This is a genomic window from Polyangium sp. y55x31 (assembly GCF_029946505.1).
Taxonomy (GTDB): Bacteria; Myxococcota_A; Polyangia; order Polyangiales; family Polyangiaceae; genus Polyangium.
Map to the genome: position 1 here is coordinate 272,552 of NZ_JARZHG010000006.1, position 26,244 is coordinate 298,795.

General features: G+C 69.3%; 22 protein-coding genes. 2 read left to right on the top strand and 20 right to left on the bottom strand.

Going from position 1 to position 26,244, the window contains the following annotated elements; all coding sequences use genetic code 11:
- Positions 1-41 precede the first annotated feature (41 nt).
- The 18 genes from topA to QHF84_RS14770 all read right to left on the bottom strand — a co-directional run bounded on the left by topA (position 42) and on the right by QHF84_RS14770 (position 20,651).
- Entirely contained in the window at positions 42-2,627 is a 2,586-nt protein-coding gene (gene topA / locus QHF84_RS14685) for a type I DNA topoisomerase (RefSeq protein WP_281313909.1), read from the bottom strand.
- An 88-nt stretch (positions 2,628-2,715) separates the two neighbouring features.
- Positions 2,716-3,630 carry a DNA-processing protein DprA gene (locus QHF84_RS14690; protein WP_281313910.1) on the bottom strand — a complete coding sequence of 305 codons (915 nt, stop codon included), beginning with the start codon at positions 3,628-3,630 and terminating at the stop codon, positions 2,716-2,718.
- Positions 3,631-3,679: 49 nt separating this feature from the next.
- Entirely contained in the window at positions 3,680-4,333 is a 654-nt protein-coding gene (locus QHF84_RS14695) for a hypothetical protein (RefSeq protein ID WP_281313911.1), read from the bottom strand.
- A 10-nt stretch (positions 4,334-4,343) separates the two neighbouring features.
- Positions 4,344-4,916 carry an HMA2 domain-containing protein gene (locus QHF84_RS14700; protein ID WP_281313912.1) on the bottom strand — a complete coding sequence of 191 codons (573 nt, stop codon included), beginning with the start codon at positions 4,914-4,916 and terminating at the stop codon, positions 4,344-4,346.
- A gap of 41 nt (positions 4,917-4,957) precedes the next feature.
- Positions 4,958-5,254, bottom strand: coding sequence for a hypothetical protein (locus QHF84_RS14705; RefSeq protein WP_281313913.1), 297 nt, complete (start codon positions 5,252-5,254; stop codon positions 4,958-4,960).
- Complete coding sequence (locus QHF84_RS14710; protein ID WP_281313914.1) at positions 5,251-8,283, bottom strand: cation-transporting P-type ATPase; 3,033 nt, start codon at positions 8,281-8,283, stop codon at positions 5,251-5,253. Before QHF84_RS14710 ends, QHF84_RS14705 begins: the two co-directional genes overlap by 4 nt.
- A gap of 148 nt (positions 8,284-8,431) precedes the next feature.
- On the bottom strand, positions 8,432-9,742 hold the full coding sequence (locus QHF84_RS14715) for a hypothetical protein (RefSeq protein ID WP_281313915.1): 1,311 nt from the start codon (positions 9,740-9,742) through the stop codon (positions 8,432-8,434).
- 84 nt (positions 9,743-9,826) lie between these two features.
- Complete coding sequence (locus QHF84_RS14720; protein ID WP_281313916.1) at positions 9,827-12,718, bottom strand: TonB-dependent receptor; 2,892 nt, start codon at positions 12,716-12,718, stop codon at positions 9,827-9,829.
- A 7-nt stretch (positions 12,719-12,725) separates the two neighbouring features.
- Entirely contained in the window at positions 12,726-13,160 is a 435-nt protein-coding gene (locus QHF84_RS14725; RefSeq protein WP_281313917.1) for a biopolymer transporter ExbD, read from the bottom strand.
- Positions 13,161-13,162: 2 nt separating this feature from the next.
- Positions 13,163-13,594: a biopolymer transporter ExbD gene (locus QHF84_RS14730; RefSeq protein ID WP_281313918.1), complete on the bottom strand. Its 432-nt coding sequence runs from the start codon at positions 13,592-13,594 to the stop codon at positions 13,163-13,165.
- On the bottom strand, positions 13,563-14,264 hold the full coding sequence (locus QHF84_RS14735; protein WP_281313919.1) for a MotA/TolQ/ExbB proton channel family protein: 702 nt from the start codon (positions 14,262-14,264) through the stop codon (positions 13,563-13,565). The genes QHF84_RS14730 and QHF84_RS14735 overlap by 32 nt, the downstream gene beginning before the upstream one ends.
- Before the next feature lie 70 nt (positions 14,265-14,334).
- On the bottom strand, positions 14,335-15,099 hold the full coding sequence (locus QHF84_RS14740) for an energy transducer TonB (protein ID WP_281313920.1): 765 nt from the start codon (positions 15,097-15,099) through the stop codon (positions 14,335-14,337).
- Between the two features lie 93 nt (positions 15,100-15,192).
- Entirely contained in the window at positions 15,193-15,900 is a 708-nt protein-coding gene (locus QHF84_RS14745; RefSeq protein ID WP_281313921.1) for a response regulator, read from the bottom strand.
- 163 nt (positions 15,901-16,063) lie between these two features.
- Entirely contained in the window at positions 16,064-17,311 is a 1,248-nt protein-coding gene (locus tag QHF84_RS14750) for a PrsW family glutamic-type intramembrane protease (protein WP_281313922.1), read from the bottom strand.
- 68 nt (positions 17,312-17,379) lie between these two features.
- A complete protein-coding gene (locus tag QHF84_RS14755; RefSeq protein WP_281313923.1) occupies positions 17,380-17,781 on the bottom strand; it encodes a hypothetical protein in 402 nt (133 codons plus the stop codon).
- Positions 17,782-17,878: 97 nt separating this feature from the next.
- Positions 17,879-18,604 carry an outer membrane lipoprotein carrier protein LolA gene (locus tag QHF84_RS14760; RefSeq protein ID WP_281313924.1) on the bottom strand — a complete coding sequence of 242 codons (726 nt, stop codon included), beginning with the start codon at positions 18,602-18,604 and terminating at the stop codon, positions 17,879-17,881.
- A 78-nt stretch (positions 18,605-18,682) separates the two neighbouring features.
- Entirely contained in the window at positions 18,683-19,213 is a 531-nt protein-coding gene (ruvC, locus tag QHF84_RS14765; protein WP_281313925.1) for a crossover junction endodeoxyribonuclease RuvC, read from the bottom strand.
- Positions 19,214-19,223: 10 nt separating this feature from the next.
- Entirely contained in the window at positions 19,224-20,651 is a 1,428-nt protein-coding gene (locus QHF84_RS14770; RefSeq protein WP_281313926.1) for an FAD-linked oxidase C-terminal domain-containing protein, read from the bottom strand.
- Positions 20,652-20,729: 78 nt separating this feature from the next.
- Here QHF84_RS14770 and QHF84_RS14775 point away from each other — a divergent pair, with 78 nt between their 5' ends.
- Together QHF84_RS14775 and QHF84_RS14780 are read left to right on the top strand one after the other, a co-directional pair.
- Entirely contained in the window at positions 20,730-21,416 is a 687-nt protein-coding gene (locus QHF84_RS14775) for a hypothetical protein (protein ID WP_281313927.1), read from the top strand.
- A 183-nt stretch (positions 21,417-21,599) separates the two neighbouring features.
- Positions 21,600-23,945, top strand: a complete 2,346-nt coding sequence (locus QHF84_RS14780; protein WP_281313928.1) for a GAF domain-containing protein — start codon at positions 21,600-21,602, stop codon at positions 23,943-23,945.
- Here the strand turns inward: QHF84_RS14780 and QHF84_RS14785 are convergent.
- Positions 23,942-26,017, bottom strand: coding sequence for a c-type cytochrome (locus tag QHF84_RS14785; RefSeq protein ID WP_281313929.1), 2,076 nt, complete (start codon positions 26,015-26,017; stop codon positions 23,942-23,944). The genes QHF84_RS14780 and QHF84_RS14785 overlap by 4 nt on opposite strands.
- A 16-nt stretch (positions 26,018-26,033) precedes the next feature.
- Positions 26,034-26,201 (bottom strand): hypothetical protein, encoded by a 168-nt coding sequence (locus tag QHF84_RS14790; RefSeq protein WP_281313930.1) that lies wholly within the window; start codon positions 26,199-26,201, stop codon positions 26,034-26,036.
- Positions 26,202-26,244 lie beyond the last annotated feature (43 nt).

The window sequence follows — 26,244 nt, forward strand, 5'->3', positions numbered from 1 at the left end:
GCCGCGACGAACGGGCGCGCCTTGGCGGAGGGAGGGGGTGATTAGGCCGAGGCGCGGCCGTTGCTCTTCGACTTCGACGCCGTCTTCGTGGCGCCCTTCTTCTCGGCGGTCTTCGCCGCGGCCTTGGGCTTCGCTTCGGCCTTCGGTGCGCTGGGTGAGGGCTTGGGCTCGGCCTTCGCCTTCGGTGCGGCCTTGGGCTCGGACGGCGCGTCGGCTTCGGCCGATCCGCCTTCCGCGTCGTCGCCCGCGGCGCCCTCCGGCGCGGCGCCGGCGAGGGCCGCCTCGTCCTCCTCGGGCACCTCTTGCTTGAAGCCGCAGTCCTTCGTCGCGCAGACGAGCATCGGCTTCTTGCCGGCCGTGCGGGTCAGGAACTTGGCGCCGCAGGTCGGGCACGGGGTGGCGATGGGCTTCGCCCACAGCTTGAAGTCGCACTTCTGCTCGGCGTTGAAGTTCGAGCAGCCGTAGAACGTGCGCCCGCCCTTCTTGCGCGGCCGGACCTCGATGATGTCGCCGCCGCACTGCGGGCAAGCGACGCCGAGGGGCACGGGGCGCGCGTTCTTGCAGGCCGGGTAGCCCGTGCAGGAGAGGAAGTCACCGTAGCGGCCGGTGCGGATCACCATGGGCTTGCCGCACTTGTCGCAGGTGATGTCCGTCTCGCGCACGGCCTGCGCGCTGTTCGAGAGGTCGCGCGTGGCCTTGCACTTGGGGTAGCGGCTGCAGCTCAAGAAGTAGCCGTTCTTGCCCCACTTCTTGATCATCTCCCCTTCGCCGCACTCCTCGCAGGGGATGCCCGTCTTCTCCGACGGCGGCTTCCACGAGGCGAGCTTCTTCGCCGGCTCGAGCTGCTGGCGGAAGCGCTTGTAGAACCGCTTGAGGAGCTGCTCGCGCTTGATCTTGCCGGCGCCGACCTCGTCGAGCTCCTCCTCCATCTGCGCGGTGAAGTTCGGATCCATGAAGTCGAGGTTCGAGCGCACGAGGCCCTCGACCACGAACTTGCCGAGCTGCGTCGGCTGGAACGCGCCGCCGGAGAGCTTCTCCACGTACGCCCGCTGCTGCACCTTGCTGATGATCTCGGCGTACGTCGAAGGCCGGCCGATGCCGCGCTTCTCGAGCTCACGCACGAGCGAGCCTTCGTTGTAGCGCGGCGGCGGCTGCGTGAACTTCTGCTCCGTCACCACGCCGGGCGGCGTCGCCAGGCGGATGACGTCGCCCTCGTTCATCTCGGGCAGGAGCGCGTCGCTGTCCTCCTCGACCGGCGCGGCCTTGGCCGCGGCCGTGGGCTCCGGGGCCTCGCCGTCCGCCCCTGCCTCTTCCTCGCCCGCGAAATCACGCTGCCCCTCGGTGACCTCGAGCCAGCCCTTGTCCTTGAGCACGCGCCCGGTCGAGCGGAGCATGTACGACTTGCGAGACGCATCGCCGCGCGTGGGCTCTGCCTGGATCTCGACCGTCGTCCGATCGTAGACGGCGGGCGTCATCTGCGAGGCGACGAAGCGGTTCCAGATGAGCTTGTACAGCTTGTACTGCTCGTCCTTGAGGTGCTTCTTGACCGAGTCCGGGTGGATGTTGACGTCCGTCGGCCGGATCGCCTCGTGCGCGTCCTGCGCGTTCTTCTTGGACTTGTAGACGTTCGGTTTGTCCGGCACGAACGACTTGCCGTACCGCTTCTCGATCGCCTGGCGCACCTCGGCGATGGCGTCGTCGCTGACGCGCGTCGAGTCGGTACGGATGTAGGTGATGAGGCCGACCGGGCCGCCGTCCTGCTTGAGGTCGACGCCTTCGTAGAGCCCCTGCGCGACCTGCATCGTGCGCTTCGTGCCGAAATGCAGGATGTTCGTCGCGTCCTGCTGGAGCTTCGAGGTCGTGTACGGCGCGGGCGGGTTGCGCTTCTGCTCGCGGCGCGTGACCTTCGCGACCTTGCAGCTCGCGCTCTCCAGATCGGCGCGCACGAGGGCCGCCGTCTCGCCGTTCTTCACCTCGATCTTCTCGCCCTCGGCCGCGGCGAGCTTGGCCACGAAGGCCGCGCCGCTCGGCGCCGAGAGGCCCGCGGAGACGTTCCAGTACTCCTCGGGGACGAACGCCTCGATCTCACGCTCGCGGTCGACGATCAGCCGCAACGCGACCGACTGCACGCGGCCGGCGGACAGGCCGAAGGCGAGCTTCGACCAGACGAGCGCGGAGACGTCGTAGCCGACGATGCGATCGAGCACGCGGCGAGCGCGCTGGGCGTCGTAGAGGTTGATGTCGAGCGGCCGCGGGTGCTGGACGCCGTGGTCGACGCCCTTCTTCGTGATCTCGTGGAACTCCACGCGCTCGACCCGGAGCTTGTCGTCCTGGATCTCCTCGAGGATGTGCCAAGCGATCGCCTCGCCCTCGCGATCAGGGTCGGTCGCCAGGAGCACCGCGTCCACCTTCTTGGCCGCGTCCTTCAGCTCCTGGAGGACTTTCTCCTTCCCGACGATGACCTCGTACTTCTCGGTGAAGTCGTTCGCGACGTCGACGGCGTTCTGGTTCTTGGGCAGATCCTTCAAATGCCCCTTGGAGGCGACGACGTCGTACCCCGAGCCGAGGTACTTCTTGATCGTCTTCGCCTTGGCCGGCGACTCCACGATGACGAGCGTCTTGGCCATCACCACCTTCTGATCGAGCAAATTGCGTGAGGACGAGGGGAAAAACCCGTGGGCCCGCTCTGCTCGCAGGACGAACAGGTGGGCCCATCTAGCGCTTACCCCGCCGGTAGGAGCCGGCGGGGCCCTCTACTACTACGGCCTGTAGTGTCAACGTCAAGAGCGCCCCAGCGACCGCAGGAAGAGGCGCTCCGACCGTATCGCAGATCACGTCCAGGTGCGTTGGGGTGTCCCCCAAAACACCAAGAACGGCTTTTTCGAGAGGGCCGAAGGTCCCCCCGAACGGGAGGGGGAGGTCCCGGACAGGAGGCCTCGGCTCCGTCTCCGTGCGCTTGCGGCGAGGAGAGGGGCCGTGGCCCACGGCGCCGAGGACGTCCGCCGCACAGGTGACCGCACGGGCCCCCATGGCTAGCTCCTCCGCGCAGCCCGCGCCAGCCTCGGACCATGGAGGATGCGGGACGACGCCGAGCGGACGGCCGAGCTTGCGCGCCGCCGCAGCCGCCGAACGAGCGCCGCTCTTGAAGCCGGCCTCGACGACGACGGTCGCGAGCGTGAGCGCGGCGAGGACGTGGTTTCGCGCAAGGAAATGCTGAGGTCGCGGAGGGCTCGCATCGGGCAAGCGCGAGAGGAGCGCGCCACCCGCGGCGAGGACACGATCGAAGAGGGGCACATGTTCGAGGGGGTACGGGCAGTCGAGTCCAGCGCCGGTGACGACGACGGTCAGGCCGCCAGCTTCGAGCGTGGCCTCGTGCGCAGCCGCATCGATGCCGAACGCGCCGCCAGACCAGATCGCGAAGCCGGCAGAGACGAGGTCGCGGACGAGCGCGCGGGTGAAAGCACGAGCGTCGGCGCTGGCCGCGCGGCGACCGACGACGGCGACGCCGGGCAAGCTGGGAAGAGCGCCGCGCAGGTACAAGGTCGGCGGGGCGCGTTCGGGCGTGGCGAGGGCACGGAGGACGGCGGGATACGCGGGCGCATCGGGCGTGAGGACGATGGAGGGAGGCACGCACGTCCATCGACGTCATGCGTCCGCGAGTTGCGTGAAATCGTTCGTCTCAACGCTCACGCGTGACGGGTCGGAACTGCTGGACGAGGACCATGCCGGAGCCCTTGCGCACGATGACCGAGAGGTTGCCGACGAAGGGTTCGAAGAAGCTGAAGCAGTCGTCCTTGCCGCCGATGACGGCCGTCGCCCCCGCGCGCGCATCCTGCGCGACGATCTTCACGGGCGCAGGCTCGCCCGTGGTGAGGAAGAGGTCGACCTCGACGACGCCGATGCCGCCCTGCGCGACGACGGTGACGCAAGCGCCGACCGGATACGAGACGGGCACCGTCGCGCGCTGTCCCTCGGCGAGCGTCACGCCGAACCGAGGTCCCTCCGTGGACATGCCATCCGTTTCACCGCGCACCGAGCCATCGAAGGCGAGCCCGAGGACACGCGAAGGCTTGACGTCGGTGAGGAGCGGGAGCGTCGGCGCGGCGTAACGCTCGAGGAAGAGGCGCGTGGCCTCGGGATCGGGCACGGGCAGAGGAGCGCTCGCGGCCGCGGAGGTCGGCGCGGAGGCGGAGGCAGAAGCGACGACGGGCACGGAGGAGCGGCCGCGGCGCGGGGGGAGCGGGTCGATGACGAGAGGCTGGGATTCGGCGCGGGATCCGCAGGCGGGGAGGAGAAGCGCGAGGCATGCGAGCGCAGGGGACGCGAAGCGCATGCCCTTGCCGCTAGTCCAGCCCTCCGTCGGCGGCCACCGCCTTCCCCTCCTGCTCCACCGCTCCGGCGTTGAACGTCATGAACGACCGGATCGACCACCACACCAGGTTGAACCAGGCCGGCGCCGGCAGCTTCCGCGTCACGCCGATCTCGACCATGCCGAGCGAGAAGAACAGCACCGGCATCAGCGTCCCGAGATCCGCGCGATGATCGAGCGCGCTCCGCACGTCGCCGTTGATCTCCGCGAACGCGTGCGCCACGGCCTTCGCCACGCGCGTCGGGCCTGGCAGGGCGTCATGGCCGATCTCCGTCAGCTTACGGCCCTGCTCGTCGCGCTCCTCGGCCACGATCCGCTCCAGCATCGCGCGCACCGCCTCGGCGTCGAGCGTCCCCTCCTCGCGCTCCACGATGACCGAGCCCGTCCACGGACGCACCTCCACGCGCTCGCAGCTCGGATCCATCATCGCGAGCTTCTCCGCAAGCCGCAGGCACGCATCGCGGTGACCCACGATCGCCCGGGATCGCAGCCGCACGCGGCGCGGAAGGCTATGGACGAGCTCACTCCACTGCTCGCTGGGTATCACGTCTCTCCTCCCCTTCCCTCTCGCTCGACTTCGCTCTCGTGCTACGCGGCCGCAGCCCGCGGGTTCGCCGTGCTCGGCACGTGCTTGCCGTTGCCCGTCGTCGCGCCCGCGCGACGGCGGCGCGGCGCCTCCCGCATGTGACGCGCGCGCTCCTCCACCTCGGCCCAGAGGTCTTCCGCGTGCTCGCGCTGCCGCTCCACGACGGCGCGACCGAGCCGCGCGAGGTGCAGGCCGAGCGCGCCGATCTCCACGACTGCAGGCTTGAGCCGACGCGCGGTCCCCATCACGACGATCGCGCTGCCGAAGCCGAGAACAAACGATGGCGTATGAAATTTCATCGACGAGCCTCCTCCTCGAACATCACGGGCGGCGACGCCCAGGACCCCGGCGCGTAACGATCGGCCCCCTGGATCTGGGTCGATCCCGCCGGCATGCCGCGTCGCTCCACCACGATCGGAGCCTCCGGGTTGAACAGCGCTTTTCCTTCCCGCGCGAGCGTCGGGAGCAGGCCGAGCACGACCGCGATCGAGAGATCGATCGGGCCGAGCGGCGTCGTGCCGAGCACGCGACGCAGGCCCGGCAGGCCGAGCGCCGCCGCCTGCAGGCCCAGGCTCACCACGAGCGCGCGCTCGAGCTCCGGGTTCGGCAGCGAGCCGCTCGATCGACACGACCGCGCGTGAAGGAGCTGCGCCACGACGAGCGACGCGAACGACATCGTGCGGGCCCGCGACACGTTCGCGCCGGGCCCGAGGGCTCCGATTCCATAGGCGGCGAGCGAGACCGCCGCCATCTTCGAAGCCTCGCGCGCGAGCTTCTTTCCACGCTCCTGCCCGAACAGCGGCGCCTGCGGATCCCGCGGCGGCCTGCGCATCACGTCCGCGTCCGCAGGCTCGATCGCCAGCGCGAGCGCGGGCGCGACGTCCGTCAGCATGTTGATCCAGAGGAGCTGGAGCGGGCCGAGCGGCTCGGCGCCGACGACCGAACCGGCGAGCATGACCATCACCTCGCTCGCGTTCGTCGCGACGAGGTACTCGATCGCGCGCCGCACGTTGTCGTAGAGCCTCCGGCCTTCGCTCACCGCGTCCGCGAGGCTGCCGAGATCGTCGTGCGCGAGCACCACGTCGGCGACCGCGCGCGCGATGTCCGTCCCGCGCTCGCCCATGGCCACGCCGACGTCTGCGGCCTTGAGCGCCGGCCCGTCGTTCACGCCGTCGCCCGTCATCGCCACGATCGCGCCGCCGTCCTGCAGCTCGCGCACGACGTCGAGCTTCGCCTCGGGTGTCACGCGGCTGTAGACATCGGCCGCGCCGATCCCGAGCTCGGCGCCGATCGCTTGCGCGGTCCGCGCCTGATCGCCCGTCAGCATCATCGTCCGCACGCCCGCGCCCGCCAGCACCGCGAGCGCCTCGCGCACCCCGCGCCGCGGCGGATCACGCATCCCCACGAGGCCCGCGAGCACGAGCGGCGCTTCGTGGCTCTTCGTCTCATCGCCGTCCTTCCGCCACGCGAGCGCGAGCACGCGCAGGCCACGCGACGCCATCGCGTCGTTCATCGCGAGGAGCCGCGCGCGCCCTTCGGGGTCCACGCTCGCGCGCTCGATCACCGGCTCGGGCGCGCCCTTCACGAGCTCGATCCGACCGAGATCCGGGTGCTCGTGCACCGTCACCATGAACGGCCGCTCCGCGCTGCGACGCTCCTCGCGCACCCGCTTCGCCGCGCCCCTTCGGCGCCGCACCGGATAGCCGATCGCCATCGCGAACTCGACGAGCGCGCGCTCCGTGCCGCTGCCGCTCGTGATCTCGTCACGCTCGTCGAGCTCCACGTCCGCGTTCAGCGCCGCGATGCGCCCGATCTCGCGCAGCGACGACACCGGCACGCACCGGCCATCTTCGCCGATCAGCCCGAGCGACGGAGGCGCCCCGTTCTCGACCGACGTCGCGCCGTACTCGACCCGCACGAGCCCTTCGCCCGGCAGGAACACCTCGGCGACGCGCATGCGGTTCTCGGTGAGCGTCCCCGTCTTGTCCGCGCAAACCACGCTCACCGCGCCGAGCGTCTCGGCCGCCGCGAGCCTGCGGATCACGATGCCCTTGCGGTTGAGCCGCTGGCTCGCGAGCGCGAGCGCCGTCGTCCCGACCGCGGGGAACCCCTCGGGGATCGCCGCCACGCCGAGCGCCACGGCCGAGCGCGCGAGCGCCGCGAGCGGCTGACCGCGCAAGAGACCAAGCGCCGTCACCGCGATCGAACTGCCGAACGCGAGCGTCGCCACCCTGCGCCCGAGCTGATCGAGCTGCTGCTCGAGCGGAGCCGCGCGATCGGCCGTATGCGAAAGCGCGCGCTGGATCGCGCCGAGCTCCGTGGCCCTGCCCGTGGCCACGACGATCGCGCGCGCGCTCCCCGTCGCCACGACCGTGCCCGTGTAGAGCATGTCGTCGCGATCCGCGAGCGGCGCGCCCTCGGCCACCGCGGCCGTCGCCTTCTCCGCGGGCTCGCTCTCGCCCGTCAGCGTGCTCTCGTCGACCGACAGATCCGAGGCCTGCACGATCCGCGCGTCCGCCGCGATCGCGTCGCCGGCGCGCACGCAGAGCACGTCTCCCGGAACGACCTCGCTCGCCGCGACGGTCGTCTCCACGCCGTCGCGCAGCACGCGCGCCCACTCCACGCGGAACTTGCTCCATGCGTCGAGCAGCTCCTCCGCGCGTGACTCCGTGAAATATCCGACGACCACGTTCGAGCCCACGACGAGCAGGATCGCGCCTGCCTCGAGCAGATCGCCGAGCAGCACGGACAGGCCCGCGGCGCCTGCGAGCAGCGCCGTCGGCACCGTGAAGACCTGGCCCGCGAGAATCTCGAGCGACGTGCGCGGCGCGACGCCCGCGAGCACGTTCGGACCAACCTCCCGCAGGATCCGGTGCGCCTCGGCTGCCGAGAGGCCGGTCCGCAGATCCACCGAGAACGCCTGCGTGAGCTCGTCGATCGAGCGCGCGTGCCACGGCGTCGCCGGCGTTGTGTCCTCCTCGTTCTCGTCGCGGCCGTTCGTCTTGTAGGTGCGGAGCAGGTCGTGCACGGAGGCGGCCGCGTTCTCGGCGATCCGCGACAGCGAGGGCGGCGGCGGCCCCTGTGAGTCCTCGTGCTCCGCGAGGATCGCGAGCACGTCCGCGCGTGTCGTCTCCGCGTCCGGCGCGAGCACGCAGAGCACCGTGCCGGTATGCTCGTTTGCTCGCGCCTCGACCACACCTGGCAACGCGCCCAGGGCGCGCTCGATCCGCCTCGCGCGCAAGGGCTCTCCAAAGAGCCCGGCCACCTCGACGCGGAGGCGCTGCTCGCTGTGCACCACGCGCCCAGAGGGCTTGCCAGCATGTCCCATTGGCGCGCGCCCTCGGGCGAGGGCGCGCCACTTCATGATCGCCGAACGCACTCGGGGGCGCGCACGCAAAGAGCGATCCACGACGCGATCACGCAGAGCCCGCGCGGCCCGCGCGGTTTGGCGGGCGGACTCTTCGGAGCTTTTTCGGCTAGTTCGGCGAGAACGAGATCCAGGCGCCGTCGAGCCACGTGTCGTCCTGCGAGAACGCGCCCACGTAGCTCGCCTTCGTGTCGAAGAAGCCGTCGCTCGGCGGCTTCGCTGCGCCCGTCGTGAGCGTCGCTTTCGGCCGAAAATCGGGCGCTTCGCGATCGTAGGGAGCGACGAGCAGCGGGTCGACCTCGACGTTGCCGCCGTCCTCGAACCACTTGACCTCGTCGAAGCCCATGTCGTCGTCCTTCTCGGAACCTTCGCCTTCGGGCGTCTCCACGTACGCGACGTTTTGCGCGAGATTTCCGTGGAAGATGGACCCTTCGAGCTTCACCGAAGTCGCCGCGTCGCGGACATCGACGCCGGCCTCGAAGCCCGTGGCGACGATGTTGAACAGGCTCGCCTTCGTCGCGCGGCGCAGGAGCATCGCGTACTGCTGCTTGTCGACGTCCACGTTCTTGCCGACGAGCGTCGCGTTGTAGATCGTGGGCTCCGAGAGCGGCGCGTTCGTCGTGCCCATCGCGTCGTTGTCGCCCTCGAAGCCGTTCGTGTCGTCCACCGCGGCCGGATCCTGCTGGACCACGACGAACTGGAGTTTTCCGGTGTACCCGAGATCCCAGTCGATCCCGTCGTCCTGGTTGTACGTGCAGACCAGGTGCTTCGCGTTCACCGTGCCGCCGAAAAATTCGAAGCAATCGTCGAGCGTGTAGCGGACCTGGACGTAATCGATGGTCGTCCCGCTGCCGACGCCGGCGAGCGTGAGGCCGTTGATCTCGTTGTCCGTCGAAAGGAGAATTCCGCCGAACTCGATCCGGACGTACTTCAGCACGCCGCTGTCATCGGCCGGATTGTCACCGCCATACTCCGTCTCCGCGGTCGCCTCGATTCCCTCGACGTTCGCTTTTCCGCCGGGCACATTGATCGGCGCCTTGCCGAGCAGAATGACGCCGCCCCAATCACCGGCGGCGCGATCGCCGGGCTCGGCGCGGCTCGTGAACACGATGGGCTCGTCCTTCGTGCCCTCGGCATGGATACGAGCGCCCGGATCGACGACCAGCGTGCCGAGCGTGGACTTGTCGCCCTTGATCGTGGTGCCCGGCTCGATCGTGAGCGTCGCGCCTGCGCGCACGTGCACGATTCCTTTCAAGATCCAGTCCTGGTCGGACGTCAACGTCAGATCGGACGAGATGCTCGTCGGGATCTCGTTGCTCTTCGCGGGAGGCGCCGGGGTTTGTCCGTTATCGTCCCCGCCGCAGCCGATCAGACTGGCCGCAAAGAGCGCGCTCGTCGCAAGCAATACCTTCGATCGCATGGCCTTTGATTCCTCCGCCCGCGCATTCTGGTGATGCCGCGTGACGTCATTGCAGGGCGCGCGTAACGATTTCGCGACAACCCGTCAATTCTGGATGGTGGCGCTCAAGGTGAAGGTCGCGCCGGGCTGGTATTGCTGCACGACGTTGGTCAAATCGGCGACCGTGGAGCTCGGGATCGAAGCGCGGCTCGGCCCCTGGGTGAACGCGACCGGCGCGAGCAGGAGGTTCTCGGCCGCGAGCTTCAGGTCCACGTATTTGCCGATGCGCTGCGCGACCGTCACGTCGAGAAGGTGGCGCGGCTGCTCGTAGACGTCGGGCAATCCGAGCGAGCCCACCTGCGCGATGCGCCGGCCATAGACGTTGTAGAGCACGCGCAACCGCGTGCCGTACTTGTCGCTGGCGTAATCGAGCCCCGCGTTCACCACGTAGGGCGATTGCCCCGCGAGCGGGCGCACGTTGTTCGTCTGCACGCTCGTCCCTTCGTCGTCGAGCGAGACGCGCGAATGCACGAGCGTCAGGTTCGCGAGCACGCCGAGGTCCGCGAGGACCGGGGTCACGAAGCCGAGGTTTTTCCGCAGCTCGAGCTCGATGCCGGCATTCTGCGCCCCCTTCGCGTTCTGGTACGACACGATGCCGCGGTTCGACGGGATGATGATCTGCTCGATCGGCTTCGTGAAATCCTTGTAGAACACGCTGATGGCCGCGACCTCGGCGAGCGTCGGGAAAAACTCGAAGCGGAGGTCCGCGTTCACGATCGTGGTGCGGTCGAGATCGGGGTTGCCCTGGATCTCGCGGGCGCCGAAGTAATCGGTGAACGAGAACGGCGCAAGCTCGCGGAGCTGCGGGCGTGCAACCGTGCGCGTCACGGAGGCGCGCAGGTTCGAGCGCTCGTTCGTCTTGAAGACGAGCCCGAGCGAGGGGAGCAGGTCCGTCGTGGAGAGCTCGACCTGCCGGGGCAAACCCGTCGACGAATCGAACGTATCGAGCTTTTGCGACGACGCCTCGAGCCGCGCGCCGAGCACGACGCGCATCCATGGCCGGATCGAGGTGTCCGTCATGAAATAACCCGAGACGACCCGCTGCGAGGCATCGTAGGAATCGCTCGGCCGCGTGTACTCGTCGAGCGTGAACACGCGACCGATGTAGTCGTTCGTGAAGAGCTGATCGGCGGGGAGCGAATAAGCCTCGGCCTCCTCGGGCGTCTTCGCCGTCGGAATGTACCGCAGGCGACGCGCGTCGAAGGCGCGATCCCGGGCCTGCACGAGCGCGCCCACCTTCACCCGCGTCGGCGCGTCGCCCTTCACGATGGGCTGCGTGTAATGCACGGCGCCGCCGAGGGCGGTCTCCGACTGGTTCGCATAAAAATGCAGGCCGGAGAGCGTCGTGCTCTGCCACGCCTTGCGCCCCGCGTCCTCGAGATACACGTTCTCGCGCGTGCCCGGCTCGTCGCTCGTCGCGAGGGAGGTCGTCAGGTTCCATTCGAGCGTCGCGTCATTCGCTTTGCGAAGCTTGTGCTCGCCGGCGATCTGGCCGAACGTGAGCGCTCGGCTCACGAAGCGCAGGCGCGTGTCGTAGAACGTGCGCCCCGGCCCGCCCTCCTCGCTGAGCCCCGAGATCTCGCGCGCCTCGTTCTCCGAGGAGCGGCTGTGCAGGCCGATGAGCGCGACCTTGTGGTCCCTCGCATACCTGTACGTGAGCCCCGCGAATCCGCCCCACGAGACGACATCGAGCCCCGTATCCACGCGGTAATCGTTCTGCGGCCTCAGATCGTCCGATACGTTGGGATCGATCGTGAGCGTCCGGAGGATCTCGCCCTGCCGGATCTGGAACCGCCGCCCGTACGTCAGCGCCGCCATGTACCCGAGCTCGTGGTCCGAGCCGAGCCTGTGCGTACTTCCAACCGTAATGTTGCCGCTCATGTTCGGCAACGCGATCGTGCGCGTCGTCGTCATCGGACGATTGAGCGCCCGGCCGAGCTCGTCGACCTCGCGCGTGGAGACGAGCGAGCCGTCCGGCTTCTCGGCGCCCTTCGCGGCCTTGTAATCGGTGGGGAAGCCGGACGGCAGCGCCCGCGTCCCGTCGTCGATGCCGAGGAAATCGGTCCCGCCGCCTGCATACGTGAGCCGATCGCGGAACGTGGTCTCCGTGTTGACCCCGAGGTAAAACGTGCCGCTGATCGTGAACTTCTCGGGCAGCTCGCGCGTCGAGACGCGCACCGATCCGCCCGTGAAATCGCCGGGCATATCGGGCGTGAACGTCTTCACGATCGTCAGATCGCTGAGGACGGTCGTGGGGAACAGATCAAACGGCACGGCCTGCCGATCCGGCTCGGGGCTCGGCAGCGGCACGCCATTCAAGAGCGCATTCGTGTACCTATCGCCGAGGCCGCGCACGTACACGTACCTTTGCCCGACGACCGACGCGCCGACCACGCGCCGCGCCGCGTCCGCCGCATTGCGATCGGGCGTCCGCGCGATCTCCTGCGCGCTCACCGCGTCGCCCGTGTGCGCCGCGTTCTTCCGGAGGAGCGTCTGCGCCGCGGCCGAGGCCCGGTCCGGGTCCGCCTCGATCTCGACCACGATCTCCTGCTTGCTCTCCTCCGTCGACAGCGCGACGTCGACCTTCTCGACCGCGCCGGCCGTCACGCGCACGTTCTGCACGCGTTGCGCCTTGTAGAGCTGATAAAAGACGCGCAATTCGTACGTGCCCGGCCCGAGCTCCAGCCGATATCGACCGTCGAAATCCGCGATGACCTTCTTGTTCGTCCCGACGACCGAGACCTGCGCGTCGATCACGGGCTCTTTCGTCTTCGCATCCGTGACGACGCCCCAGATGACGCCTTTTCCGGCGGGCGCGGGGCGGGACGGAACCTCCTCCTCGCCGTTCAGCGCCTCGTCGCTCGCCTCTTGTGCAAGCGCGAGCGCCGGAAAGATGAGCGTCAGCGCCGACGCCAGTGTCGCAATGTTTTTTCGCATGGGGGAATCAGCCGCCGAGCTTCTCGGTCAAGATTGCAATGCCCTTGGCCCCGCCCCTCTTCGCGATATCCATCACCTCGACGGTGATCCCGTATGGAGCGTCGTCGGCCGCGTCGAAGTAGAGGAGCTTGTCGGCGCGCGCCGCGAAGATCCGGTCGAGCCGATCTCGCAGCTCGGCGCGCGAGACCTCGGTCTGGTTGATGCGGATCGCGCCCTTCGCGTCCACCGTGAGCACCACGGGTTTGTCCGCGTCCGGCGGCGGCGGCTCGTTCTTCGCGTCCTCGTCCTTCTTCGGCAGGTTCAGCCATAGCTGCTTGTTCAAGAGCGGCGTCACCACCATGAAGATGATGAGCAGCACGAGGACCACGTCGACGAGCGGCGTGACGTTCATCGCCGGCGCGATGGCGCCCTTTTTCCCGCCCGAGGAGACGTTCATCGCCATGGCTAGCTCTCCTCCCCCGCGCCCTTGCCTTTTTGGCTCACGCTGAGCGCGACGCCCGTGTATCCGGCGCGCTGGCAGGCGGCGAACGCGTCACGCATCTTCGCGTAATGCACCGTCGCGTCCCCCTTCAGCACGACCCGTCGATCCGGCTCCGTCCCGTGCATCGCTGAAAGTCGCGCCTCGAGCGCCGGCACGTCCGCGAGGACCTCCTTTTCGAGGAAGAGGCTTCCGCGCGCCGTGAGCGTCACCGTGATCGGATCGAGCTTCGATTTGTTCTCGTCCGGCTGAATCACGGTCGGCAGCTCCACGCGCTCGCCGTGCTCGAGCTCCGGTGCGATGACCATGAAGATGATGAGCAGCACCAGGACCACGTCGACGAGCGGCGTGATGTTGATGTCCGGCTCAGGCAGCTTCTTCGAGGATCCGCTCTTCACTGGCGCGCCCATGCTGGTTCTCCATGTCGTCGAGCAATTCACCCGCGCTCCGCTCGAGCGCCGCCTCGACCGCCGTGATCTTGCCCGTCAGGTAATTGAAGAAGAGCACCGCCGGAATGGCCACCGAGAGGCCGAGCGCCGTCTCGATGAGCGCCTCCGCGATACCCGCGCTCACCGCGCCGAGCCCGCCCGAGCCCGTCGTCGCAATGCTCTGGAATGCCGTGATGATGCCGACGACCGTGCCGAGCAGCCCCACGAACGGCGCCACCGATCCGACGGAAGCGAGCACCGGGAGCCCGCGCCGCAGGTCCGCCGAGAGCGCCTCGCGCTTGCGCTCGACCTCGCGCCGCGCGAGCTCGACCGGCGTCAGATTGCCCGCGTCCTCGCTCTCGGCGCGGAGGAATCGCCGCATGGCCGAGGAGACGAGCCTGGCGAGCGCGGAGAGTCGATATCGGTCCGAGACGCGGAGGAGCGTCTCCGTATCCCACGTATCGAGCAGCGGCTGCGCCTCCTTCACGAACGCCCGGGTTTCGGCGTTCATGCGCGCGAGCGCGATCACCCGCTCGACAACGACCGCGATGCTCGCGATCCCCATGAGCACGAGCCCGAAAGCGATGAGCTTCGAGACGAGGCCCATGCTCGCCCAGATGTGCGCGAGATCGAATTGCATTTCTTCGCTCCTCGGCGAACCACGTTCGCCATCTCCACGCTCGGCGTCGCCCTGCGCCCCGAGCGAAAGCTCACGTCTTTATCTTGAAATTGAACCTTGCATTCTGATACGTGGCCACGGGCCGCCCCTCGACCATGCCCGGCTTGAAGCGCCACGTCTTCACCGTCGCGATCACGTGCGCGGCGAGCCGCGGATCCCCTCGCACGACGGTCACGTTCGACACGTCTCCCGATTCGGTCACGACGAACCGCACGATGACCGTACCCTCGACCCCCTGGCTCTTCAGGTCCTCGGGATAAGGAGGCTGCGGCTTCGATATCGCCTGCGGAGGGACGCCGTCCTCGCCGAGGACGATGGGCCCCGCCGCTTTGGGCGGAGGCGGAGGCGGCGGGGGCGGCGGAGGCGGGGGAGGCGGCGGGGCTGCGGCCAGCGCCGTGCCCGTTCCGCCGGGCGTTCCGCCGGAGCCCTCGCCCGAGCCCTCTCCATAATCGTCATTGCTCGCCTTCGCCTTGCTCGGATCCGCCTCCTTGGGCATTTCCGTCGGCACCTCGACGGGCACGGCGATCGGCTTGTGCTTCGGCCCGGGCGGCTCCGGCGATTTGGGCGCCGCGTCCACGGGCGGCGGCGGAGGCGGCGGTTTCGGCGGCTCCACGGTGGGCGTGAGCTCGACAGCGACGACCTCCTCCTCTTCTTCCACGGCGGGCGCGCTCGATTTCATCGTCGCCCCGACGACGCCGACGGCCGTGCAAATGGCGATCGCCGTCGCGTATCCGATCAAAAGCCTCTTGCCGCGCCCGGGATCCGTCTCCCCGACGCTCCACGCCTCGAAGCCCATTGCCGTCTTCCTTCGGCCCCCACCTTGACGATCGTTCGTGACAACCTCGTGAACGTCGCGAAACGATCACGTGCGCCCCTCATGACGCATTTTTCAATCGGGGTGCGAGCCGGGCAGATCGGGAGAACCACCGAATCGGTACCCGATCCCCCGCACCGTCTGCACATAGTCGCCGGCAGGCCCCAGCTTGTCGCGCAGCCGCTTCACGTGCGTGTCCACCGTGCGGGTCGTGATATCGACGTCCATGCCCCAGACCCCTTCGAGCAGCGCGCCGCGCGTCTGGACGCGCTCGCGATTCTCGTAAAGGGCGAGCAGGAGCTTGAACTCGAGCAACGTGAGCTCGATCTCGACGCCGTCGACCCACACCCGGTGCGCCTCGTCGTCGATACGCAGCCGGCCAAACTGGAGGACGCGCCGCTCGTTCGTCCGCGCCTTCACGCGCCGCAGGATCGCCTGCACCCGGAGGAGGAGCTCGCGCACGCTGAAGGGCTTGACCACGTAATCGACGGCGCCGAGCTCGAAGCCGACGACGCGATCGACCTCGTCGCCCCGCGCCGACACGATGACGACGGGCGTCTCGCGGGTCTCCTCGCTTTGCTGCAGGCTCCGGCAGACCTCGGTGCCCTGGATGTCGGGGAGCATCATATCGAGCAGGATGACGTCCGGGCGCCGCTCACGCGCGAGCCGGATTCCCTCCTCGCCGCGCGCCGCGAGCAGCACCTCGTGCCCCGCCTGCCGAAAATTGTAATCGAGCACCTTGAGGATCGCGGGCTCGTCCTCGACGACCAGGATGCGTGCCATCGCACCCGTGTTTATCCCCTTCCTGTTACGACCCGATGAAGCCCGTGTTGCAGGTTGGCGGGAAAATGCGGCGCGCGTGACGAATTCGTGAATGCGACGTGTCGAAACGGCGAGGGCCGGTCCGCGCGTGACGAATTCGTGAATGCCAGGTGTCGAGGGCTTTTCAGCGGGGAGCTTTGGCGAGGAGCGCGGCGCGCAAGGTAGCGACCTCGCGGCGGAGCGGGGCGATGAAATCGGCGCTGATGGTGCGCTTCTGCCCCTTCATGGCGCGCGCGGTGTGCCACTTGCTGAGCGCGAGCCGAGACGCCGCGCGGATGAACGCGCGCCCCTCGGCGCCGCGCCACGAGAACGTGCACTGGATGCGGCCGACGGGCGAGCAGACGAGCTCGAGCTCCTCGTTCGTCAGGTTGCCGATCAGCACCTCGTCGCGGAGGTATTGGCGGATCGTGCGGCCCTTGCGGACGACGAGGGCGATGATGATGCAGAAGAACATCGCCACGAAGAGCAACCAGAAGAGCAGCATGACGACGAACGCGTCGGGGATGACCGTGGGCACGAAGTTCCAGAGCGCGTGCAGGAAGACGCCCGCGAAAAACCCGCCGATCGGCGCGAGCCACCGCACCCACGTCCTGCTCGACTCACGCGCGATGCCGAACCCGATGCCGGTCATCGACGTGTAGAGCGGATGCCCCCACGGCGCGAGGACGCCGCGGATGAAGAACGTCGTGCCGAGCTGATCGGCCATGTCCGCGCGGGCGTAATAACTCACGTTCTCGACCGCCGCGAACCCGAGCGCGCAGAACGTCGCGTAGATGATGCCGTCGACGACGCCGTCGAACTCGCGCCTCAGGAAATAGAAAAAGCCCAGGATGGCGAGCCCTTTGAAGAACTCTTCCGAGAGCGGCGCGCTCACGACGGTCGTCACGAAATTGCCGACGGCGGGCCCGAACAGGCCCGCGAACGCAATGTGCACGCCCGTGTTGATCATCCCGGCGAAGCCCGTCGCCACGACCGCGCCCCAGAGGAACGCCATCGCGAGGCACCACCACGGCTCGGGATCGTACCGATCGAGCACCATGGGCACGAACAGGTAGAAGCCGAGCGGCAGGAACGCGAAGAGCGAGCCCGTCAGGACCGCCGACATCATGCGCCCCGGCGCCTTCGACAGGAAAATCTCCGCCAGCGTGAAGAGGAAGTTCAGCACGACGCCGGCGATCATCCCGAGGATCCAGATCGCGAGCCCCGCGGCGCGGCGGCGCTTGTCCGGGTCGGGCGCCACGGTCACGGGGAGCTGCGGCGGGCCGTAGCCCTGCGGCGTGTACGGCGGCTGGCCGGAGTGCGCTGGTCGCTGCTGCTGCGGGTAAGGAGCGTGGCCGTAGGGCCCGGGCGGCGGTCCGTAGGGGTTGTTCATGGCGAAACGCCCGACGCGAGGGCCGGGCGTTCGCTCATCCTACCGTCTGTGCCGCCGCGAGCGCGAGGTCAGTCGGCGACCTTCTGCTGGATCACGACGTGCGGCGAAGGCGAGGTCGGAGCGTTCTGTTGCTCGGCGCTCACGATGAGCTCGAAGCTCGTGAGCGGCACGGTCGCCGCGGGCAAAGAGCCCGTGCGCTTGTCCGTGTTGTACGCGAGCGACCCGATGCGCTGCCACTGGCTGCTCGAGTCCTTGCGGGCCCACACGACGTACGCCGTGGCGCCCGGCATGAGCCGATCGGGCGGGGCGAGGTGCTCCGCCTCGATGCTCACGGTGGTCAGAACCGTGCTGCTGTTGACCTCGGCCACGATCTTCGCGTCGGCGTCGGGCGCGCGCGGCGTGCCCTTGGCCATGTATTCGAGCGGGCCGCCACACGCCGCGAAGAGCAGCGCAAAGGCGACCGAAAGCATCCCGCGACCCATCCAGCTATGCGCGTTCATCGCACCTCCAAGCAACTGTCGATGTACCAGACTTTCCGTCCGGTTGCATCGTTTCCGGTGGACTCACTCAAGGCTTGACGACACGCGTACCAGGCGGCGGCGTGAAGTCGAACTCGCCCTTGGGGACGGGCTGGTTGACGACGGGGGCGCTGAAGTCGAAGCGGTTTTTGTTGCCCTGCGCGTCGAGGATGAGCACGCGGCGCACCTGGTTCGTCTGCGCGTCGACGTAAAGGAGAACCTTCTGGTAGGCGGGCGTCGCGTCTTTCGGCGTGCCCTCGAGCACGTATCCGCCCTCGAACTTCATCTGCGCGGCGTCGAGGAGCTTGAGGTTGAAATCCTTCACGAGCTGCCCCGTGCCCATGAGGAACGCGAGCGCCGCCGGGTATTGCGAGTTTTTGACCGGCGTCTCGAACATCTGCTCGTTTTCTTTCTCGTAGACGCGGATCACCTTGCCGTCGGACACGACGCGGTTGCCGTTCGGCGCGTCGTACACCCAGCTCATCTTGCCGGGTTTCTCGAAGGTGACCGTGCCCTTCGACTCCTTCTTCACGTTCTGGACCTTGATCGTATAGGTCTGCGCGAACGTGGCCTTGAAGGTCTTCGTGGAGTCGTAGAACTGCTGGACGCGGCGGCCGATCTCCTCGGCCGAAGGGCCCTTCGCAGGCGCCGCAGCAGGAGCCGCGGGCGCGGCGGCCTGGCTGTAGCCGTCGGTCGAGCAGAGCAGCAGAGCAGGGACCACGGCGCATGCCGCGAGGAGGGAGGGGATCGAGAGAAACCTTACCTTACGCATCATTTTCTTCCTGTTCCGCGTAGTTGGCCGGACCGAGGGTGCCGCGGGGTTGGACGCAGGGCGCCCCGAGGCGATGCAAGATCACGGGACGTTCGCGCGGCGCCTCGCCGGGCGGGCGGGCGCGGAGGCAGCAAGGGCCGTCTGGAAACCAACGACGTTGCAGTGCGTGAGCGCGATGGCCAAGGCGTCGGCGGCGTCCGACCGGGGCGGCGTGCCGAGCCGGAGGATGGCCGTCACGACCATGGCCACCTGCCGCTTGTCCGCCGCGCCCTTGCCCGCGACGGTGCGCTTCACGAGCGCAGGCGGGTACTCGAACGTCTGGACGGACGCGCGGGCGAGCCGGAGCAGGACGACGCCGCGCGCATGGCCGAGCTTGGCCGCGCTCTGCGCGTCCTTTGAGAAGAAGATGCTTTCGACCGCGCCGTGCGAGGGCGCGTGCTGCGCGATCACCTCGCCGAGGCGGTCGTCGATGTCGACGAGGCGGTCGGCGAAGGTTCCGTCGAGGTCGACGTCGATGACGCCGTGGGCGACATGCTCGACCCGCGTGCCGACGCGCTCGAGCACGCCCCACCCGAGGTGACGGCTGCCAGGATCGATGCCGAGGACACGCACGCGGGGCGTTCTAGCAGACCCCGTGCCCGCGGCGGGGGAAGATCTTGTGGGGGTTCAGGAGGTTCTTCGGATCGAAGACGGCCTTCAAGCGGCGCTGCAGCTCGATGAGCTCCGGGCCCTGTTCGAGCGGGAGGTACTCGGCCTTGGAGGTGCCGATTCCATGCTCGCCCGTGAGCGTGCCGCGCATGGAAACGACCGCGCGGAAGAGGCGATCGAGTCCACGTTCGACGCGCGGGCCGGCGTCGGGATCGTCCCAGAGGAAGTTCACGTGGAGGTTGCCGTCGCCCGCGTGGCCGTAGGAGAGCATGCGGATCGAGGTCTCCTCGCTGATGCCGTCGATCTCGCGGAGGAGGTCGGGCAGGCGCGTGCGAGGGACGACGACGTCCTCGGAGATCTTGTAGCGGGCCATCGCGCGGGTCGCCGGAGAGAGGGCGCGGCGCGCTTCCCAGAGGCGCTCGCGTTGCGCGGCGTCCTGCGCGACGAGGACGTCGAGCGCGCCCTCGGCGACACAAGCTTCGCCTATGCGCTCCATCGCGGCCTCGCACGAGGCGGGATCGCCGTCGACCTCGATGAGGAGGAGCGCGCCGGCGCGTTCATCGACAGGGACGCCGCGGGCGCGGACGGCAGAGAGCGCGCCGGCGTCGAGGAGCTCGAGGCAACGCGGGACGAGGCCGGCCGCGATGATGGCGGAGACGGCGCGGCCGGAGGCGAGCGCGGTGTCGAAGAGGCCGAGGAGCGTGGCGACGCTCGGGGGCTTCGGGATGAGCTGGAGCGTGGCCTCCGTGAAGACGGCGAGCGTGCCCTCGCTGCCGACGAGAAGGCTCGTGACGTCGTAGCCCGTGACGCCCTTGACCGTGCGGCGGCCGGTGCGGAGGCGCGTTCCATCGACGAGCAGCGCTTCGAGGCCGAGCACGTACTCGCGCGTGACGCCGTACTTGAAGGCGCGCGGGCCGCCCGCGTTCTCGGCGAGGTTGCCGCCGAGGGCGCACATCTTGAGCGAGTTCGGATCGGGCGGATAAAAAAGGCCCTCGGCCTCGACGGCGGCGTGGAAGTCGCCGAGGATGACGCCCGGCTCGACGACCGCGACGAGCTCCTCGCGATCGATCTCCTTGATGCTTCGCATGCCGAGCGTGGTGACGACGATGCCGCCGCCGACGGGCACCGCGCCGCCCGATTTGCCGCTGCCCGCGCCGCGCGGGACGATCGGGACCTCGGCTTCGCTCGCGGCCGCGAGCGCGCGAAGAATGTCGTCCGACGTCTCGGCGACGACGACCGCGTCGGGGATCACGGGCTCCTGATCGGACTCGTCGCCCGCGTAAGCCTCGCAGGCGTCGGGCGAGGTGATCACCTTCGAGGGCCCGAGGGCGTGATCGAGCAGGCGCCGCGCCTTGTCGACGGCGGCGGCGGAGGGTCGGGGGAAAGGCGCGCGACGAAGCACGATCGTTTTCTAGTATGGATCTCGGGCCGCGGCGACGGTCCCCTTTGCACGGCCTCTGCGGCCTGGTATCGAGGGGCCGTGCATCGCGTCGTGGCTGTCTTCCTGGGCGCGCTGGGCCTCGCCGGCGTGGGGTGTGGGAGTGAGGAGCCCGCGAGCTCGACGGGCACCACGGACGAGCCGTACGGCTGCTCCGCGGACGCCGCGCCGACCCGAATGGCGTCCTGCGTGGTCGCGTTCGAGCCCGGCGATGACGCGGGCTTCGGGGCGGATCGGTTCCCCGAGGTCATCTACGGCGAGCCGCTCGGAAACGGCTCGACGTCGGGCGGGCTCGACGTGCTCTCGCTCGGCCGAGGCGGCGCGATCGTGCTCGGCTTCGGGGGCAATGCGATCGTCGACGGAGAAGGCCCGGACTTCGTGGTGTTCGAGAATCCGTTCTACGTGTCGGACGATCCGAACAACGTGTACGCGGAGCTCGCCGAGGTCTCGGTGAGCGCCGACGGGGAGACCTGGCACGTGTTCCCTTGCGCGGAAGAAGCGAAGCCGCCCGCGGGATGCGCCGGGTATTCGCCGGTGTTCGCGAACGGCGATCTGGGCGTCTCCTCCCTCGATCCCAGCGTCTCCGGCGGTGACACGTTCGACCTCGCGGAGCTCGGGGTGAGCGAGGCACGGTTCGTCCGCATCCGGGATCTCCAGGGCATCGGCGCGGCGCCGAACGCAGGCTTCGATCTCGACGCGATCGCCGTCCTGCACCCCAAGGTGCCTTGACGACGAGCAGCCGAGCGGAGCTCATCGGTTGGAGATCAAAGCATCAGGGATCGCGTCAGCCGGTTGGCGGGTGAAACGGGTTGCGACGTGGAGAAGGCCAGCTTAGGAAAAGATCCCGGGTAGTCGAGGGGCGCCGCGTCTTCGCAAGGCCCGCTGCTTCGTCGATGCCATCCCTTCCTCTGCATGCTGATTGTCGATGTCGAGCCACGCGAGCTGCCCATCGCAGCCCTGCGCGCCCTCTCCGAAGAGGCGCCCGACGACGCGATCCGCTCGATCCTGCATGAGGCCGTGAGCACATCGGGCTTCGAGGTGGCCGTCGCGTGGCGCCTCGATCGCGAGGCCTTCGTGCTGCGCTGCGCCGGGGCGTGGCAGGATCCGGAGGGGCCCGTCGCGCCCGCATTCGAGGCGGAGTCGTCGCGGCGCACGTTCGGGTACGGCGAGGGTTTGCCCGGGTTCACCTGGGCGCGCGGCGCGACGATGTTCGTGCCCGACCTCGCCGCCGAACCGCTGTTTCTGCGCCTCGCAAGCGCAGAGCCCGCCGGGCTCCGGACAGCGGTGGCGTTCCCGCTCCGCCTCGGCGGCGAGGTCATCGGGGTGCTCGAGCTCTACGATCGGAAGGCGCGCGTCCCGGATGCGCCGGAGCTCGGGGCGATGGCCGTGCTCGAAGCACCGCTCGCGCTCGCCCTCGCGCGTGTCGCCGCCGCCGAGGAGCGAGGCCGCGTGGAGGAGTCACTCGGTCTCTTGCTCGACGCGGGGCAAGCGCTCGGAAGCGGGACGGAGCTCGGGCCTCGGCTCGCCGCCGTGGCCGAGCGCGCGGCGCGCTGGATCCGAGGGTTTTGCCTGGTTCACCTGCTCGAAGCGGGCGGCGCGCGGCTCGCCGCGGTGGATCACGAGGACCCGGCGAAGGCCGCGCTCCTCCGGCAGCCGTGCATGCAAAAAAGCCCGGCGCTCGACTCGACGAAGAGCCCGCTCGCGCGCGTGATGCGCAGCGGCGTGGCGCACGTCATGCCCGAGGCGTCCGACGCGATGCTCGCCGCGACGATCGACGACGACGAGGCGCTCGCGATCCTGCGCGCGGTCACCATCACGGCGGGGATGCTCGTGCCGATCGTGTGGCAGGGGCGAGCGCTCGGGGCGATCACGCTCGCGACGAGCTGCAAGGACCGGCGGGTCGTGGGCACGGACGTGAAGGTCGCCGAGGAGCTCGCGCGGAGGATCGCGCTCGCCGTGGTGACGGATCGAGCGACGCGGGACGAGCGCGAGGCGGCGCGGGCAGCCCGCGCGGCGATGGATCGGACGAAGCGGCTGCACGCGATCACGCGACGGCTCTCGTTCGCGCTCACGGCCGCGCAGGTGGCCGAGGTGGTCGTGGACCAGGCGCGAACCGAGATGGGCGCGCATGCAGGCTCGGTGTTCCTGCTCGACGAGGAGCGCGGGGCGCTCGTGGTGGCGCGGGCCGCGGGTTATGCGGGGAGCGTCGTCGACCCGTTCCAGTTGATCCCGCTCGAGACCCGCGTGCCGCTCGCGGACGCCGTGCGAGACCGCCAGCCGGTCTTTCTCCCGACCGTCGAGGACTACCTCGCGCGCTACCCGCACCTCGGCCAGGTGGAGCGTGATCAAAAGAGCCTCGCTTTCGCGGCGCTCCCGCTCATCGCGCAGGGTCGCGTGCTCGGGGCGATGGGGCTCTCGCTCGCGGGGACGCGGCGGCTCGACGAGGCGGAGCAGCGCTTTCTGGAGTCGGTGGCGGAGCACTGCGCGCAGGCCCTCGAACGCGCGCGCCTCTACGACGTCGAGCGCCGCGCGCGGGAAGAAAACGACCGGCTCTACCGCGCCTCGCAGGCGGCCGTGCGGGCGCGCGAGGACCTGCTCGCAATCGTGTCGCACGATCTCCGAAACCCGCTCGTCGCCATCAAGCTGGGCGCCGCGCAGCTCGGGCGGGACGCAGGGGACGACGCGCGGATCCTGAACAAGACCGCGCTCATCCTGCGCTCGGCGGACCGCATGGATCGCATGATCCGCGACCTGCTCGACGCCTCGCGGATCGAGACGGGTGGGCTCGCGCTCTCGGTCGGGCGCGAGGACGTGCGCGCGGTCGTGCGCGAGGCGATCGAGCATTTCAAGCCGCTCGCGACGCCGAAGGGGATCCAGATCGAGGAGTTGCTGCCGGACGAGGCGCTCTTCGCAGAGATCGATCGCGAGCGCGTGCTGCAGATCCTGTGGAACCTCGTCGGCAACGCGATCAAGTTCACGCCCGAGGGAGGCCTCGTGACCTTGCGCCTCGCGCAGGAAGGCTCGTGCGCGCGCATCGAGGTCGCCGACAGCGGCCCGGGCATCCGCAGCGATCACCTGCCGCACGTCTTCGATCGGTACTTCCACGCCGAGACGAACAAGGCCTCCGGCACCGGGCTCGGCCTCTTCATCGCCGACGGCCTCGTGCGCGCGCACGGCGGCACGATTCACGTCGAGAGCGAGCCCGGCGTGGGTGCGCGTTTCTGGTTCACGTTGCCGCTCGGCGAAGGCGCGGCCTAGAGCAGCTCCAGAAACGCCCGCAGCGCCTCGCGTTCGCGTGCATCGAGCGCGGATGCGCCCTCGGGCGCGCCGTCGTGGAAGAACCCACCTTCCGAGGACCAGCGCGCCCGCGCCAGCAGATCCGCGAGATCCTTCGCCGTGCCGCTCGTCAGGTACGGGCGCTTCTTGCCGAGCCTGCGCAAGGACGGCACGCGCGCGCCGCGCTCGTGCACGTACGGCATGACGCCCGTCTTCTGGTATTCGTTCGAGCCCCAAACGATCGGCCCCGCGGGCGTGAAAATCAGGCTCTCCCAGCGCTCGAAGGGCACGCGGCTGCCCTTCTCGTCGGCCGAGAGCCGCGCCTCGTGGCAGCCTTCGCAACGCGCCTCGAAGAGCTTCGCGCCCTCGCGTTCGAGCGCGGAGAACGAGGTTTGCCCCGCGGTCGTCGGGTTTTGCCGGTGCGAGAAGTTCATGAGGAACGTCATGAGTGCACGGCGAAGCGCGAGCGGCTCGATGACGTCGGCCTCCGATCGACCCAGCGCGGCGAGCGCCGGGTGCGTCCGGGCATCGAGCGAAAACCAGGGCGAATGCCCGCTCCCCGCGCCTGCGACGCGGAACTCGGCGTGCGCGACCGAGGACAGATCCGGATCGAGCGCGCGCGAAAAATGCGGCCGGTTGTTGAAGAGGCCGACGAGAGGCTTCGTGACGACACGCACCTCGCCGCGGCCCGTGTGGTGGATGCGCCCGTCGACGTACCCCTCGAAATGGCACGTCTCGCAGGTGAAGCGGCTGTGCGCGTCCTCCGTGCCGTTCTCCGGGGCCATCAGCGTCGTGAAGAAGAGCGCCTCGCCGAGGCGCGCCTCCGCGCTCGGCGGCGCAGGGCCATCCCGATCCACGACCGGCACGATCGTCTCGCGCGGTTCGTCTGGACGCACGATCACGAACGCATCGAGCAAGGGGTTCGCCCCGACGAACCCGCCGCCGGGGAGCATCACGAGGTCGCGGATGCCCGGCACCGTGGGGCTCGTTTTTGCCGGGATCGCGAGCGTTTTCCCGCTCGCGTCGAACACGAGCCGCGCCGATGCCTCGCCGCCGTACCCCGTGACGAGCGCCCTGAGCGTGCCGTCCTTCTCCTTCGCGAGGTCGAGCGCCTTCGGCGTCACCACGCCGAGCTCGGCCACGTTCACCGCGGAGAGCAGCCGCGCCGCGCCACGCTCGACACGGTACAGGAGGACGAACGAGTCGATGTAGCCGAAGAATCCGCCCCGCCGATCGAGCGGTCGATCCTCGACGCCGCCCGCGAGCACGAGGAGCCCGTCGCCGTCGGGCACCGCGGAAAAACCCCAGATCGGGCCATCGTGGACGATGCGCGCTTCGCCCGCTTCCAGGACGCGCCCTGCCTCGTCCACGGGCCGGATCACGAGCGCATGCGCGAAGAGCGCATCGATCACGACGAACGAGCCCACGCGCTCGACGTGGATCGGCCCGCCGCCAATCGTCGCGACCTCTCCTACCGTGTTCGGGACGTTGGGCCAGAGCGTGAAGAGCCGCCCCTTGTCCTCTTCGACCGCGTACACCGCCCCCTCGGGCCCCGCGGCGACGTCCCGCAACCCCCGCGTACTCGTGGCCAGGTCGTCGTCCTTTCGCGCGAGATACGGCGCGGTATCCTGGATCTCGAACCACCTGACGCCGGCGTCGCGCTCACCCACGACGAACACGCTGCGGCCATCGGGCGTCACCACGAGCCCGCTCGGCGAAGCGGGCGCGGGCAAACGCGCTAGCTCGCGCATCGACGCGTCGAGCACCACGATCGCGTCCCGCCCGCGGAGCAACGCGACGAACCGTTCACCCCCCGGCAGCGCGGCGATCGCGTACGGATCGGCGCCGAACGCGGCGTCGCTCGGCGGCAGGGCCGCGAAATCGGTCGCGGCCCTCCTCTCCGCCTCGAACGCACGCAGCGCCGGCAGCGGATCCGGCTCGGCGGCGCTCGTCGCCTCGGCGGGCGGATCCTCTCGCTTGCACCCTGCGCCGAGCGCGAGCAGCAAGAGCCCGAGACGCGCGGCACGGCGTGATCCGCGTCCCACCCGTTTCATCGCCGCGCTTGGATTCCTACCAGCCGCCGCTCTCCCCCGTCGAGGCCGGCTTGGCGCTCGCAGCAGGCTTGGCGCTCTCCGCGGGCTTCGCCGCGGAAGGATCCGCCGAGGGTTTGGCCTTGTCCTCGCAACCGGCGAGGGCAAGCGCGAAAAGGGCGACGAGCACGAGCGACGTGGCTTTCATGGGTCTTGCGGCCTCCTCGAACGGAGCGAAGCACGGCGAGCGC